General features: G+C 38.5%; 13 protein-coding genes. 12 read left to right on the forward strand and 1 reads right to left on the reverse strand.

The features are described 5' to 3' along the window. Positions 1-902 precede the first annotated feature (902 nt). On the forward strand, positions 903-1,295 hold the full coding sequence (locus tag IAR63_RS00200) for a HetP family heterocyst commitment protein (protein ID WP_057178811.1): 393 nt from the start codon (positions 903-905) through the stop codon (positions 1,293-1,295). Positions 1,296-1,348: 53 nt separating this feature from the next. Here the strand turns inward: IAR63_RS00200 and IAR63_RS00205 are convergent, their stop codons facing one another. Then, entirely contained in the window at positions 1,349-2,632 is a 1,284-nt protein-coding gene (locus tag IAR63_RS00205; protein WP_187706175.1) for an ABC transporter ATP-binding protein, read from the reverse strand. A gap of 463 nt (positions 2,633-3,095) precedes the next feature. On the opposite strand from IAR63_RS00205, the gene IAR63_RS00210 reads away from it, so the two are divergent. The 11 genes from IAR63_RS00210 (at position 3,096) to IAR63_RS00260 (ending at position 15,327) form a co-directional block, all read left to right on the forward strand. Further along, positions 3,096-3,770 carry a vWA domain-containing protein gene (locus IAR63_RS00210; protein ID WP_187706176.1) on the forward strand — a complete coding sequence of 225 codons (675 nt, stop codon included), beginning with the start codon at positions 3,096-3,098 and terminating at the stop codon, positions 3,768-3,770. A 45-nt stretch (positions 3,771-3,815) separates the two neighbouring features. Then, on the forward strand, positions 3,816-4,595 hold the full coding sequence (locus IAR63_RS00215; protein WP_187706177.1) for a PP2C family serine/threonine-protein phosphatase: 780 nt from the start codon (positions 3,816-3,818) through the stop codon (positions 4,593-4,595). Between the two features lie 42 nt (positions 4,596-4,637). Beyond that, positions 4,638-6,830, forward strand: a complete 2,193-nt coding sequence (locus tag IAR63_RS00220) for a tetratricopeptide repeat protein (protein ID WP_187706178.1) — start codon at positions 4,638-4,640, stop codon at positions 6,828-6,830. Between the two features lie 235 nt (positions 6,831-7,065). Next, on the forward strand, positions 7,066-7,842 hold the full coding sequence (gene rfbF, locus IAR63_RS00225) for a glucose-1-phosphate cytidylyltransferase (RefSeq protein ID WP_187706179.1): 777 nt from the start codon (positions 7,066-7,068) through the stop codon (positions 7,840-7,842). Between the two features lie 28 nt (positions 7,843-7,870). Next, positions 7,871-9,079, forward strand: a complete 1,209-nt coding sequence (gene lhgO, locus IAR63_RS00230; RefSeq protein WP_187706180.1) for an L-2-hydroxyglutarate oxidase — start codon at positions 7,871-7,873, stop codon at positions 9,077-9,079. A 46-nt stretch (positions 9,080-9,125) separates the two neighbouring features. After that, complete coding sequence (locus IAR63_RS00235) at positions 9,126-10,151, forward strand: NAD-dependent epimerase/dehydratase family protein (RefSeq protein WP_187706181.1); 1,026 nt, start codon at positions 9,126-9,128, stop codon at positions 10,149-10,151. A gap of 133 nt (positions 10,152-10,284) precedes the next feature. Further along, positions 10,285-11,298 (forward strand): glycosyltransferase family 2 protein, encoded by a 1,014-nt coding sequence (locus IAR63_RS00240; protein ID WP_187706182.1) that lies wholly within the window; start codon positions 10,285-10,287, stop codon positions 11,296-11,298. Positions 11,299-11,331: 33 nt separating this feature from the next. Then, positions 11,332-12,186: a phytanoyl-CoA dioxygenase family protein gene (locus IAR63_RS00245; protein WP_187707286.1), complete on the forward strand. Its 855-nt coding sequence runs from the start codon at positions 11,332-11,334 to the stop codon at positions 12,184-12,186. Between the two features lie 82 nt (positions 12,187-12,268). Then, the gene (gene rfbC, locus IAR63_RS00250) at positions 12,269-12,814 is read left to right on the forward strand and encodes a dTDP-4-dehydrorhamnose 3,5-epimerase (protein WP_006277194.1); all 546 of its coding nucleotides are present in this window, start codon (positions 12,269-12,271) and stop codon (positions 12,812-12,814) included. Between the two features lie 46 nt (positions 12,815-12,860). Beyond that, entirely contained in the window at positions 12,861-14,174 is a 1,314-nt protein-coding gene (locus IAR63_RS00255; protein WP_187706183.1) for an NAD(P)H-dependent oxidoreductase, read from the forward strand. A 61-nt stretch (positions 14,175-14,235) separates the two neighbouring features. Then, positions 14,236-15,327 (forward strand): glycosyltransferase, encoded by a 1,092-nt coding sequence (locus IAR63_RS00260; protein WP_187706184.1) that lies wholly within the window; start codon positions 14,236-14,238, stop codon positions 15,325-15,327. The last annotated feature ends 89 nt before the right edge of the window (positions 15,328-15,416 follow it).

A 15,416-nucleotide genomic window follows, 5' to 3' on the forward strand; every position in this document is an offset into this window, starting at 1 on the left:
GTAATTAAATCTTAAGAGATAACCATAGCCACCAGCGGGCCAGAATGTCTATCCAGCTTTTTATAGCGTTCTGGTTCCATATATTAATTGACATTAAATATCACATCTATGTCGTGAATCACTTGATAATACACTTGGTTATGGGTATTTGTTAGGGAGCATCATTTATTTCCCCTTAAATGTTTAATTTAATAAATTATTAAATGGTATCATAAGCAACTAAATTATAAAAATATTCTATCTTCATGCCCCACAGTTATTGCTATTTATTTAACTTGAGTGATTTGCTATTTCTGTGTTAATAATTATTTTATTAAAGGAGATTGCCAAAAAACATATAACAATCTATAATCAAGGAACTACCGAAGGCAATTTTACGGAAAATCAGGGATTTCTGCTGAGTGATAATTTATGAAGTTCTTATTCTATAAGGCTTTACACTCCTACATCAAATTGAGATTGCCTCAAATATTCAACAATTGATAACTTTAAAGTTGTCTAAAATGAGGGGTCTGACCCCCCATTTATCTAACAAAAATCAGACGAAAGTTAAACTTGCACAATGACCAAATGAACGTTTTGAGATCTTCACTAAATTTGACTTATCAACTTGCCATCTTGGCAGATGATATGGGAAAAAAAGATAGTATAAATTACAAATGTAGCTTGAAAGAAGTCAGATTCCATGGGTTTACTGACTCAAAAATGGTGATACTTTATAAAAAAGTTTCACCATTTATCAGCGGCTATTTGTACAACAATACTCAATGACCATAGCCTTGTTCTGGTTACTCTTTGGGGTTGATGACTAGAGGATAATTAAACACGGATCCGAAACTGGTCAATCACATCTGAGCATTCATCAAATAAATCACGCCTAAAAAATAAAAGTAAGACTAACTATGAATCACAATTTTTCTAACAACACTGGACTTGCTGATACGAAAATCAATCCTGAGCAGTTTGACCAGGTAATAGAGGCCATTCTAGCTGGCAAGTATTCTTGGGCCTGCGTGCTAATGTTGCGGTTTGTGGGTTATAATCCTTTGCATTATATTCCTTACCGTACTTACAACCGACTAATCAAGGAAAACTCCCATCAAAATCGGTCCGAGACCGAGAAAAAGGAAAATCTCAAACTTGCTTCATCATCCAGCGACAAACGAACTGATAATAATCATGTAACCCAAACCAACTGTTTGACCAAAATTAAAGACTTGGCCTATCTGGAGGTAAGAGGTAAAAAGTCCCAGTCAGAAGTTCACCATACCCGCAGAGAGAAAAAGTTGGCATAGCTACTTGATATCTGGGGGAGGTGTCAATACCAAGCAGTGGCAAATTAATGTTTTTAAAAATTAATGTTTTTATTGTCGGTAAAGATCGCTAATTCGGTTTCTGGATCGAAAAAGTGCAGTTTTTCCACAATGGGTGATAGCCAAATTTGATCCCCCATGTTAATTAGTCTATCCGAAGGTACTCTTACCTGTAGTATCTGACCATCTAATTTCGGTAAATCAGGGTTAATTACTCTTACACTCAGGAAACTATCATTTCCCAGATTTTCTACTAGATCTACTTTAACGGGTATATTTTTTGTCGCCGGTACACTTAACATCAGGTGTTCTGGACGAATACCTAAAATTAGGGTTTGTCCACTGTATTTTTGTAGTGCTTTTCCCCACTCATTTGGTAGAGTAAAGCGAAAATTGCTGTGGGTAATTAATAGTGGTGCATAAAATTCTACGGGAATGAAATTCATCGGTGGTGAACCAATAAATTCTGCCACAAAGCGATTTTTGGGATAGTTATATATTTCTAAGGGACGGGCAACTTGTTGAATTTGTCCCATATTCATAATGGCAATGCGATCGCCCATAGTCATTGCTTCTGTTTGGTCATGGGTAACATAAATAGTGGTTGTTCCCAATTGTCGCTGTAATTTGACAATTTGTACGCGAGTTTCTGCTCGTAGTTTAGCATCTAAATTAGATAGGGGCTCATCCATTAAAAACACTTGTGGATCCCGAGCGATCGCTCGACCCAGTGCTACCCGTTGTCTTTGTCCTCCGGACAGTTGCTTAGGCAGTCTATGTAACATTGTATCTATTTGTAGCAAGTGAGCAACTTTTAAAACCTGTTGTTCTATAGTTTTTTCCGTTTGAGTTTGATAACGTAATTCTTTGGGTAGTTTTTGAGTCAATCCCATGAGCAGATTTTCTCCCCAGTGACCCAAAGTTCCCTTAGAGCTAGTGTGGTTAACTGGTAAACGACGACGTAAACCAAATGCAATATTTTCATAAACTGTCAAATGGGGGTAAAGAGCATAATTTTGAAATACCATAGCAATATCTCTGGCCTTGGGAGGTAAATCATTAATCAGATCACTCCCTATCCAAATGTTACCCCCCGTCATCACCTCCAATCCTGCTATTAAACGTAGCAAGGTACTTTTTCCACAACCTGAGGGGCCCACTAATACCATAAACTCGCCCTCGATAATAGTTAAATTAATGCGACGTAGGACATGAATACCATCTCCAGGTTGGTTGGAAGAAGATGACTCTTGGTTCTTAACTTCTCCTATGCGGGGAGGGAAAGTTTTGTAAACGTTTTCTAATACAACTTTTGCCACAGTAAATGATTAAGTAAATTAATAAGTGATTTAAGACCTCAAGGCAGTTGTGCTACCATGACTATATTATGAGAATATTGGGTCAAGAGGGAGTCTTTTTTTGCCCCAGTAGTTTCTTTCCAGCTAATTGATAATATAGAGAAGAGAAAACATAGAATCTTTAAATACTAGCTGATCATTATATACTATATATTAAAGAGTGATCACCTCTAGGAGTTGAGGAGATAAGAATCCTAGAAGGGGTGAACAGAATGTTGTATACCTTTAGATTAATTAGCCATTAATAAACTAACTGTATGGTAATGCTCAAGTTTCCTGACCTGGAGAATTAAATGGGAAATAATTGGGAGACAAAATTCTGTTTATCTACCACCAGATGCAATAATTGTAGTCCTAACAGTCTAGACACTATATAATTTGAGAAGAGGAAATCAGAACCTTGGACGACATCACACAAGAAATTATGCTGAATACCTTTACCCTAGATGAAGTGGTTGAGTTTGCAGAAAATCCAGAACCTCGGTGTCCTTGTGTACTCCTGCTAGATACGTCCGGATCCATGCAGGGTGATAGAATTGAGGCACTAAATCAGGGTCTACTGAGTTTTAAGGATGAACTGGTTAAGAACACCCTAGCTGCTAGAAGAGTAGAAGTAGCAATTGTTACTTTTGATAGTCATGTAAACGTGGTACAAGATTTTGTGACCGTAGATCAATTTACCCCTCCTATTCTAACAGCTCAGGGATTAACAACTATGGGAGCGGGAATTAATAAGGCCCTAGAAATAATTCAGGAGCGCAAATCCCAGTATCGTGCTAATGGTATTGCTTACTATCGCCCATGGATATTTATGATTACAGATGGTGAACCCCAGGGTGAGATAGATGAGGTTATAGAACAAGCAACCCAGCGTCTGCGAGGAGACGAGTCCAATAAAAAAGTAGCTTTTTTCACTGTAGGAGTAGAAAATGCCAATATGGATCGTCTCCATCAAATAGCCGTGCGAACTCCTCTGAAACTCAAAGGTCTCAACTTTGTAGAAATGTTTGTGTGGCTTTCAGCCAGTATGTCCGCTGTATCCCATTCTCAGTTGGAAGAGCAAGTAGCACTACCACCCATCGGTTGGGGTTCTATTTAAATATATATTGACAATAGCCAGCCATCAGCTGCCATTTATGCGATTATGAACTCATCGAAACAGGTTGCCCAATGGCGAGTAGCAGCCGCATCCGTGTGTGGAACCAGCCATATCAAAAATGACCAGTTGTGTCAAGATGCTCACCACTGGCATGTACTGCCCAACAATGTATTATTAATAGCAGTTGCAGATGGAGCAGGTTGTGCCAATCTAGGGAAAGTAGGAGCGGTGATAGCCACCCAAACAGCTATAGAGTATATATCCCAGCGGAAAGATATTGCCACCATCATCACTGATGATATCCTATTGAGAGAGTTGCTGCATGAGGCCATGATCAATGCCAAAACCGCTTTGGAAAAGGAAGCTCAGGCGGGCAAATATGAGCTATCTGACCTAGCAACTACCTTAATTATTGTAGTAGCTACCCCAAAACTTGCAGCGGTAGCACAAATAGGTGATGGTTTAGCTGTGAGTAGGGATAGCACGGGTAAATTGCAAGCTCTGACCATTCCCCATAGGGGCGAATATGTCAACGAAACCATATTTTTGACTTCATGTGAAGCAGTGACTACAACTCAGCTACAAATCTTGCGTCATAACATAGTTAATATTGGAGTGCTCACCGATGGTCTACAAATGTTAGCTCTCAATATGCTAGTTCAGGAACCCCATCAACCCTTCTTTTTACCCTTATTTGATTTTGTTGCCAAGGTTAAAGACCATAGACTAGCAAAAGAACAGTTAACAAGTTTTTTATCTTCTAGAAAAATTATTGAACGTACGGATGATGATTTAACTTTGGTACTAGCAGCATTTAGTAACTGATAAAAGGTTTGTTTTATAAAGTCCATTAATCACCATTGAATTATGCAGGTACTACGTTCTTTTTCCAATCAAGAGGTTCTGGATTTACAGGAAAATTTGGGACGCGGGGGTGAAGCTTGTGTCTATACGGTTCCAAGCGATGAAAATTTAGTCGCCAAAATTTATCATCACCCAACTTCTAGTCATATTCAGAAACTGCGGGCCATGATCGCCAACCCCCCAGCAAATCCTGCGGCCAGTTTTGGTCATATTTCTATAGCATGGCCACAGGAGTTGTTAACTGCTGGGGAGGGTAGTGATAGTATTATTGGCTTTTTAATGCCACGGATTCGGAACATGAGTCCTATTATGGACTTTTATAATCCTGGTAATCGTCGTCAAAACTGTCCCCTATTTAATTATCAATATTTGCTGCGCACTGCTCGCAATTTGGCTGCAGCTTTTGCCGCGTTACATGCAAGTAATTACTGTATTGGCGATGTCAATGAATCAAATATTCTAGTCAGTAATACGGCTTTAGTTAGTTTAGTGGATACGGATTCCTTTCAAGTCCCAGATTTGTCTCAAAATACGGTTTATCGATGTTTGGTGGGTAAACCAGAATATACTCCCCCAGAACTTCAGAATAAAACCTTTGCCGATTATAATCGGGAAACTTATCATGATTTGTTCGGGTTAGGGGTGTTGATATTTCAGCTTTTGATGGAGGGGACTCACCCTTTTTCCGGGGTTTTTCAAGGTTTAGGGGATCCCCCCACTTATGAGTCCCGCATTCTGGCTGGCCATTTTACCTATAGCCAAAAACAAAAAGTCCCCTATTTACCTACTCCCATTACTCCCAGTTGGCAAACTCTTCATCCTGCTTTACGAGATCTGTTTATCAGCTGTTTTGAAGATGGTCATGATTCCCCCTATTTGCGCCCCAGTGCCCAAACTTGGCTATCGGTTTTATCTAGTGCAGAAGCAAGTTTGGTTTCTTGTGCTGTTAACCCTCAGCATGTTTATCATTCTCATCTAGATAAATGTCCCTGGTGTGAACGCACTATGAAGTTGGGGGGAAGAGACCCTTTTCCATCTTTGCAGGCAATCTCCGCTAGGGAACATCTCCAACCTCGACGCAAATCTCGTAAGCGCCCCAGATATCAGCCCCGTGTTCGTAAACCAGCTGTTCCTGTCTTAGCAACCTATACTCAATTCTCTTTGAGATCAACTTCCCCTGGTTATCAACCTGTACAAACATCAAGCAGATCTAAGTTTTATACTCTTATGTTTGGACTTTTAGGTTTGGGTGTATTGGGCTATTTGGATATTATGGTTAAATTTACCCGTCCCTTTCTCTCTCCTAATCCTTACACTCAACAAAGTTTATTATCTAGTAGAAGCGAAAATGTTCACTCCCCATTAAGTCTAAGTTTTAATGATTACTATCAACGTGGTAATCAGGCTTATCAACAACAGGACTATCAACAAGCAATTGAGGATTTTAGCCAAGGTATCAAACAAAATACTAATTTTTCTAAACTATACATGCATAGGGGCAATGCTCGTTATAATTTAAATGATTATGAAGGAGCGTTGGCAGATTATAACCTGGCTTTGAAAATTAATCCCCAGGAAGTTAAAGCATTTATCAATCGTGGTAATGCTTATCTTAAGCTGGCTGACTATAGCAATGATCCGGATTATGAATACAAAAAAGCTATAGACAGTTTCAATAATGCTATCAACATTAACAAACAAGATGATGAAGCTTATGTTAGAAGAGGTATTGTTAGATCACAAATAGCCAGATATAGTAATAACTCACAACAGGAATACGAAAGATCTATTGGGGACTTTACACAGGCAATTAAACTCAATCGTTTTAAAGCAGAAGCCTACTTTCAGCGCGGTCTAGCTCGTTACCAATTTGCCCAATATAGCAGTAATTATGCTCAAATATATAAGCAGGCGATCGCAGATTTTGACCAAGCATTAAATATTAATCCGGAAATGGCAGAGGTGTTCCTCAAACGAGGAATGATTTACTATGAATTAGCCCAATATGGAGAAAGTACAGCCAGGAATAATCAGCAACAAGCTCTGGAAGATTTAGAAAAATCTGCCCAGTTATATCTGAATAAGAAGGATGTGAACAACTACCAGCAAGCTATCAGTAATATTTGTGTTATTGCTGAAGAAAAGTGCGACTATTTTTTACAGAACTCATCAATTATTTATAATGTAAATCCCTGAAATGTAGTAAGAAAAATAATATTTTCCTCACCAAGGAGATAGATATCTAGTAGTTATCTCCTTGTTTTTTTTGTTGACAATTATCTTATTTCAAGGCTTACCCTAAATTTACTGACTCTTTATAAACGGTTCCAATTTTTTTCGCTAGATTACTATTATGTTCCAGCAAAAAGGGAAACCAAGCAAAATAACTTGCCGTGCTGGCAAATAGTTAAATCAAAAAAGAGGTATTTGCATGAAAGCAGTAATTCTAGCTGGTGGTTTAGGAACGCGTCTGAGTGAAGAAACTAGTATTAGACCTAAGCCAATGGTAGAAGTGGGTGGCAAGCCAATTCTTTGGCATATTATGAAAATATATTCAGCTCATGGTATTAATGATTTTATCATTTGTTGTGGATACAAGGGTTACATTATTAAGGAGTATTTTGCCAACTACTTCCTCCACATGTCAGACGTAACTTTTGATATGAGATTTAATCAAATGAGTATCCATTCCGGATATGCAGAACCATGGCGGGTTACTTTGGTAAATACGGGCGATAATACCATGACAGGTGGTAGACTAAAGAAAGTGAGAGAACATATTGGTAACGAAACTTTCTGTTTTACCTATGGAGATGGTGTCAGCAATATTAATATTAGCGAACTAATTAATTTTCACCAAAGCCAAAAAACCTTAGCCACCCTGAGTGCTGTCCAACCAGCAGGAAGATTTGGGGCAATTTCCCTGGGACAAGAACAAACTAAAATTACCAGTTTTAAAGAAAAGCCAGAGGGTGATGGTGCTTGGATTAATGGTGGTTATTTTGTCCTAGAACCAGAAGTAATTAATTTTATTGCTGATGAAAGTACGATTTGGGAGAAGGAACCATTAGAAAAATTGGCTGACATGGATCAATTATCAGCTTTTAAACATCAGGGATTTTGGCAACCAATGGATACTTTAAGAGATAAAAACTACCTGGAAGATTTATGGAAAAATAATCAAGCTCCTTGGAAAGTGTGGGAATAATTGATGGTGATTTTAGGGAAAAATAATCATGTATGACTTTGCCATTATTGGTGGTGGAATAGTAGGACTAGCTACGGCTATGGCTTTAGGTAAACGCCATGGTCAAACCAAGATTTTAGTCCTAGAAAAAGAAGCGGAATGGGCATTTCATCAAACTGGCAACAATAGTGGTGTCATTCATTCTGGTATTTACTACAAGCCCGGTAGTTTCAAAGCGAAATTTTGCCGTGATGGTAGTCAATCAATGGTAGAATTTTGTCGAGAACATAATATAGATCATGATATTTGTGGTAAGGTTATTGTAGCCACAGAACCCGAGGAAATACCAAGATTAGAAAATCTCTACCAGCGAGGTTTAGATAATGGTATTCCAGTTAAAAGAATTAGTCCTCAAGAAGCGAGAGAAATTGAACCCCATCTTAGTTGTTTGGCAGCAATTCGAGTCTCTTCCACCGGGATTGTTAACTACAAACAAGTTTGCCTCAAGTACGCGGAGATTATTCAAAATCAGGGAGGCGATTTACGGCTGAACACCCAGGTTTTAAAACTACACCCAAGCGGTGAAAATCAGGTCATAGAAACTACTAAGGGTAGTTTTGAAACTAGATTTGTGATCAACTGTGGTGGACTACATAGCGATCGCCTGGCGAAATTGGGTCAGGTAAATCCCCAGGCTAAAATCGTTCCCTTTCGGGGAGAATACTATGAACTAACACCTGAAAAACGTTCTTTAGTCAAAACGCTGATTTATCCAGTTCCTAACCCAGATTTCCCATTTTTGGGTGTACATTTTACCAGGATGATTGATGGCACAGTTCACGCTGGTCCAAATGCGGTTTTGAGTTTTAAAAGAGAGGGTTATAAAAAAACCGATTTTGATTTAAGAGATCTAACTGAAGTCATTACCTATCCTGGTTTTTGGAAACTAGCAGCTAAACATGCTGATGAAGGAATCAAAGAAATGATTCGTTCTTGGAGTAAGGCGGCTTTTGTAAGAAGTTTGCAAAAACTGATTCCAGAAGTGGAGGCGAAAGATTTAGTACCCACCCATGCGGGGGTTAGAGCTCAAGCATTAATGAATAATGGTTCTCTGGTAGAGGACTTTTTAATCGTTCCTGGTAAAAACTCTATTCATGTTTGCAATGCACCATCACCTGCAGCTACATCTTCTTTAGAGATTGGTAAGGCCATTGTGAATCAATTACCAGAACCAGCAAATTTAATCAGGTGTTTTTAAAAACAAGCCTGGAGTAAAGTCCCAAATCAAAATCAAGAGGAAAACTATGAAAATATTAGTCACTGGTACAGAAGGATATTTAGGTTCATTGCTCCCTCCCTTATTAATTGCTAAAGGTCATAAAGTCATTGGAGTAGACACGGGTTTCTATAAAGTTGGCTGGTTATATAACGGTACAGAAATAACAATCAAAACCCTGAACAAAGACATTCGTAATATTAATCCAGAAGACCTAGAGGGAGTAGATGCCATAGTTCATAAAGCGGAACTTTCTAATGATCCTACAGGACAATTAGCACCCCATATTACCTATGATATCAATCATTTAGGTTCGGTGCGGTTGGCCAATTTGGCTAAAACTATGGGAGTGCGTCGGTTTGTTTACATGTCTTCTTGTAGTGTTTATGGAATTGCCACTGATGGGGATGTAACAGAAGAATCACCAGTGAATCCTCAAACAGCTTATGCTGAGTGCAAAACCTTGGTGGAAAGGGATATTAAGTTATTAGCTGACGATGACTTTTCTCCTACCTTCATGCGCAATGCAACAGCATTTGGAGCTTCCCCCCGCATGAGATTCGATATTGTTTTAAACAATTTAGCAGGTTTAGCTTGGACCACCAAGGAAATTAAAATGACTAGTGATGGTACTCCTTGGCGACCTTTAGTTCATGCTTTGGACATTTGTAAAGCCATTGTGTGTGTGTTGGAAGCACCCAGAGATATTATTCACAATCAGATTTTTAATGTAGGGGATACACAAAATAATTATCGTGTGCGAGAAATTGCCCAAATTATTGCAGAAACTTTCCCAGATTGTAAATTAACCTTTGGTAATAATGGTGCAGATAATCGTAGTTATCGAGTATGCTTCGAGAAAATAAACACAATATTACCGGGATTCAAATGTGACTGGAATGCGGAGCGTGGTGCCCAACAGTTATTGAATTTATTTCGGCAAATCGACATGACTGAAGATACATTCCTTTTTAGAGGATTTACCAGATTAAAGCAGCTGGAGTATTTGATCCGTACTCAACAACTCGATCAGAATTTTTTTTGGAATAGCTAGGAATTAGTTTTTTGAATTAATTTTTTAATATTCCAAAAAGTCCCAAGCAGTAATCTTATGGAAATCTTCATCAAAATCACTGCTGGGATCTAATAATTCTGGTTTAATTAAGATACTTGGGAAATTATTTTACATGAGTAAATTACTGACTATTGCCATTCCCACCTATAATCGAGCAGATTTGCTGGATCAACAATTGGAGTGGTTATCTCATGCTATTAAAGGTTATGAACAAGATTGTGAAATCTTAGTATCTGACAATTGTTCCAGTGATTATACACCACAAGTTATCAAAAAATGGCAGAATATTCTCAGTTCTGTAACTTTCAAATCCCACAGAAACAGTAGCAATTTGGGCGTGATGAGGAATATAATTTACTGTCTAAATTCCGCCACTACTAAATATGTATGGACAATTGGTGATGATGATCCCATTCAAGATAGAACTGTTGGTTACGTGATAGATAAATTCCACAAACACCAGGACTTATCTTTAATGTTTCTGAATTTTTCAGGAAGAAATAAAATTACTGGGGAAGCAGTTCATCCACCCACTATTGCTGGCAATCGTTGGTTTGATATTGATATGGAAGATGGTGCAGGCAATGGTAAGGCAATCTTTGAACATTGTCTTGCTAAAAGTGTGGGGGCAGTAATATTTCTGACAGCTTCAATTTATAGAGCTGATCTGGTTAAACAGGCTCTACAAATTTGGCCGGATGCCATTAATAACTGGATTTCTTTAGCCTATTTTGCGGGTTATTGTGCAGCTCATGGAAAGGTAATTGTCACCAAAGAGAATTTTTTAGAATGCATTGTAGGTGTCAGTTATTGGCAAAAAGAACCTAAATCTGCACTATTAATGCAATATAAACACATACCAGAGGTAATTTCTAAGCTCCATGAAAATGGATACTCTAAACAGTTTTATGCCAGAATGATGATTCAGAACTGGCGAGGAGTTAATTTAAAAGTTTTCCTAGGTGCTTTAAGAAGATGGCCAATTTCTGCTATTCAAACCATACTTCCTTTCTTTGCTGTAGTCACTGTTTCTGCAGTGGAAGTTATGGCTGCTCCTGAACTGAAAATTGCTGATTGTAATCAGCAAATATCTAATTCTTCTCTTCGTCGCAATAAAGATTCGTGAGTTAATTACTGGGTTAAATTATTAGTTTAAATGATGATGATTAATACTTGGCAAGATCAACTCAACGCCTTTACTGAGGATATTAATTATCGGGTATCTGTGGCTAAATATAAAAAGCATTTACCTGTATTATCCTCAAAAGATAAATTAATTGCTGAATCCCTAAAGCAGCAAGGTGTTTATATTACTTCTCTCACAGATTTAGGACTGCCATCAACCACACAAATGTGGGTAAGTGCTACGGGTTATGCAGGGATGATATCAGCTCCCAGAAATGTGGAGTCGGGATATAGCTTACCGCAAATTTACACAGTTACAGATCTACCAGAATTTTTTGCCTGGGGAATTGAATCTAGGTTAAGGAATATCATTGAAAGTTATATAGAGTTACCTATAGCTTTTCATGGTGTTCACGTGCGGAAGGATTTTCCCAATGAGCAGCAACTACAAACTCTGTTGTGGCACAAGGATTCGGAAGACCGACGGATGATTAAAATCATCGTCTATTTACACGATGTGGGGGAAGAACATGGACCTTTTGAATATATACCTTTACCAGGTAATATTGGAGAATGGTGCAATTATTATCGGGTCGATTATAGATTGTGGAAGTCAGGTTTTTTGGGAATTGATGACCGAGCAATGATGAATGTTATTCCTAAAAAATTCTGGAAATCTTGTCCAGGAAAAGCAGGAACGGTAATTTTTGTTGATCCTAGAAATGTTTTACATCACGGAACAGTCAGAACTAAAGAGCGTTCTACAGCATTTTTTGTTTACACTTCTGATGCTCCTAAACGCCCGGAACTTTGCACTCAATACCATGATCATACCTTCACCAAACCCCATGGGCAATTTAAGACTGAAATTGCAAATAAAGCCCAGTAAATTTTTCTAGGGTCTGTTGTTAGAGCATCCCGATCAAGTTTTCATTTTCGCTTATCCAAATTCACCGAGAGTTTTCAAAAATATGATTTTTACCCAAACAAGTCTAGCTGGCGCTTTCATTATCGAATTAGAAGAAAAACCAGATCATCGCGGTTTTTTTGCCAGAACTTTCTGCGCCCAGGAATTTGCTGAACATGGTTTAAAGCCAACAGTTGCTCAATGTAATTTATCTTTTAATCATCAAAAAGGCACTCTGCGAGGAATGCACTACCAAATTACACCAGCAACAGAAACCAAATTAATTCGCTGTACTCAAGGTGCAATTTATGATGTAATTGTGGATATGCGTCCGGAATCTCCTACCTACTTATCATATATTGGCGTCGAACTAACAGCAACAAATCGTCGCGCTTTATATGTACCGGAAATGTTTGCCCATGGGTATCAAGCTCTAACTGATGGCGCGGAAGTTGTTTACCAAGTTGGTGAATTTTACACCCCTGGTTATGAACGAGGACTGCGTTATGATGATCCCATTTTAGACATTGTTTGGCCTTTGAACGTGACTGAAATTTCTCAGAAAGATCGTAGTTGGCCCCTATTGGAATCTGTGTTAATAGGTGTCTAGTAACCGTTTTTATAAAGAATTATTGGGAGTTTCCCTGGAGTTGAAAATGATAATAGTTGATCAAGCATTACAAGCACGTGCTGAATTAGGTAAACCAGTAAAAGTTGCTATGATTGGTGCTGGTTTTATGGGGAGAGGTATAGCTAATCAAATTATTAATTCTGTTCCAGGAATGGAATTAGTAGCTATTGCTAACCGTCATATTCAAACAGCAGAACGAGCATATTTGGAAGCAGGAATTGAAAATTTCCGAACTGTGGATAATTTAGGAGCTTTGGAAGATTCCATCGCCCAAAATGGATATGCAATCACAGAAGATGCCATGTTGCTATGTGAAGCAGACGGCATAGATGCAATTATTGAAGTCACTGGAACCATAGAATATGCAGCTCATTTGGTAACTAGAGCGATCGCCCATCAAAAGCATGTGATATTAATGAATGCGGAACTAGATGGGACAGTGGGACCGATTTTAAAAATTCATGCTGATAGAGCTGGAGTGGTTTTCACAGCTTGCGATGGCGATCAACCAGGGGTAGAAATGAACTTATATCGCTTTGTTAAAAGCATTGGTTTAACCCCCCTATTATGCGGAAATATTAAAGGATTACAAGATCCCTACCGTAATCCAACCACTCAAGCTGGTTTTGCTCAACGTTGGGGACAAAATCCAGCTATGGTGACAAGTTTTGCTGACGGTACAAAAATTTCCTTTGAGCAAGCAATTGTAGCTAATGGTACGGGAATGAAGGTAGCAAAGCGGGGTATGTTGGGATATGAATATATGGGTCATGTAGATGAAATGACTAACATGTATGATCTGGATCAGCTTAGGGAACTGGGTGGAATTGTGGACTATGTGGTAGGTGCAAAACCCAGTCCAGGAGTATTTGTTTTTGCTACTCACGAAGATCCCAAACAACGCCATTATTTGAACCTCTATAAATTGGGCGAGGGTCCTCTTTATAGTTTCTATACACCCTATCACTTATGTCATTTTGAAGTTCCTATTTCTGTAGCTCGTGCAGTGTTATTACATGATGCAGTTTTAACCCCCATAGCAGGTCCTATAGTTGATGTGGTGGCCACAGCCAAGATTGATTTAAAAGCAGGGGAAATAATTGATGGTATTGGCTATTATATGACCTATGGACAATGTGAAAATTCCTCCATTGTGCAACAGGAAAATTTACTACCCATGGGACTAGCACAAGGATGTCGTTTAATACGAGATATTCCTCGAGATCAAGTCCTCACTTATAACGATGTGGAATTGCCTGCAGGTAGACTTTGTGATAGATTGCGTGCTGAACAAACAGCCTATTTTTCCCCAGTTAAAACTTTAGCGATCGCTAGATAGAGTTTCCAGCAGTCATAGGGAGACCCAATACTCCCTATTCCCCCTCCCCCCTATTCAAACAATGAAAATTGCTCTAGTCCATGACTATTTAACCCAGCGCGGTGGAGCAGAGCGAGTATTTGAATTGCTTTGCAAATACTACCCCGAAGCGGATATTTTTACATCTGTATATGATGCCCAAAAAACTATTGACTTAGGCGATCGGATAGTTAAAACTACTTTTTTACAAAGCATTCCTGGGGCTAAGAAATATTTTCGACTTATAGCCCCGTTATACTTTCCAGCTTTCCGTTCCCTGGATTTACAAGACTATGATTTAATTATTAGTAGCAGTACGAGCTTTGCCAAAGCGGTTCGTAAAAAAAAGGAAGCTCAACACATTTGCTTCTGTCACAATGTAACTAGATTTTTATGGGATACACAAACTTATTTACGGGAGTATGGAGATTATCGTTACTTTGCTCCAGTAATAGAAAAAATATTTGCTATGATGAGAAATGTGGATCTGAAATACTCCCAGGAACCAGATTTATACATTGCCAATTCCAGCGTTGTTGCCAAACGTATACAACAAATATATGGCAAGGAAGCAATGGTAGTCAATTATCCAATTGATACCAATAATTTTGTTTTTTCTGAAATAAAAGATGACTACTACTTGGCATCTGCTAGGATGATAAGTTATAAACGTTTTGATATCATAGTCGAGGCTTTTAACTGGTTAGGTTGGCCTTTATTAATCTCAGGTGACGGACCAGAACTACAAAGGTTAAAATCCAAAGCGCTAGGTAATATTCAATTTTTAGGTCATGTGAGCGACGGTAAGCGTAAAGACCTATTTTCTAGAGCTAAATCCATTATTGTTGCTGCATTAGAAGATTATGGATTAGTGCCGGTAGAAGCGAATGCAAGTGGAACTCCAGTGATTGCTTATGGTGCAGGGGGTGTTTTAGACACTCAAATACCCGGAAAAACTGGAGTGTTTTTTAGCAGACAATCAGCTGACTCTCTACAAACAGGATTATTTCGGGCCAGGGAAATATCTTGGAATTATCAAAGCATTCGCAATCACGCTGTTAACAACTTCTCAGAATCGGTGTTTTTTCAAAGGATAGAGGAGATTGTGATGAAAAACTCCGGTATACATCACTGATGGAATGAAGGGGTATAGCACCCCCAAATTTTACTACTTTCGTCAACGATCCGAATTCTTAGTCTATAGTCTCTTGTACAGAAGGATAA

The sequence above is a fragment of the Cylindrospermopsis curvispora GIHE-G1 genome (assembly GCF_014489415.1).
Taxonomy (GTDB): domain Bacteria; phylum Cyanobacteriota; class Cyanobacteriia; order Cyanobacteriales; family Nostocaceae; genus Raphidiopsis; species Raphidiopsis curvispora_A.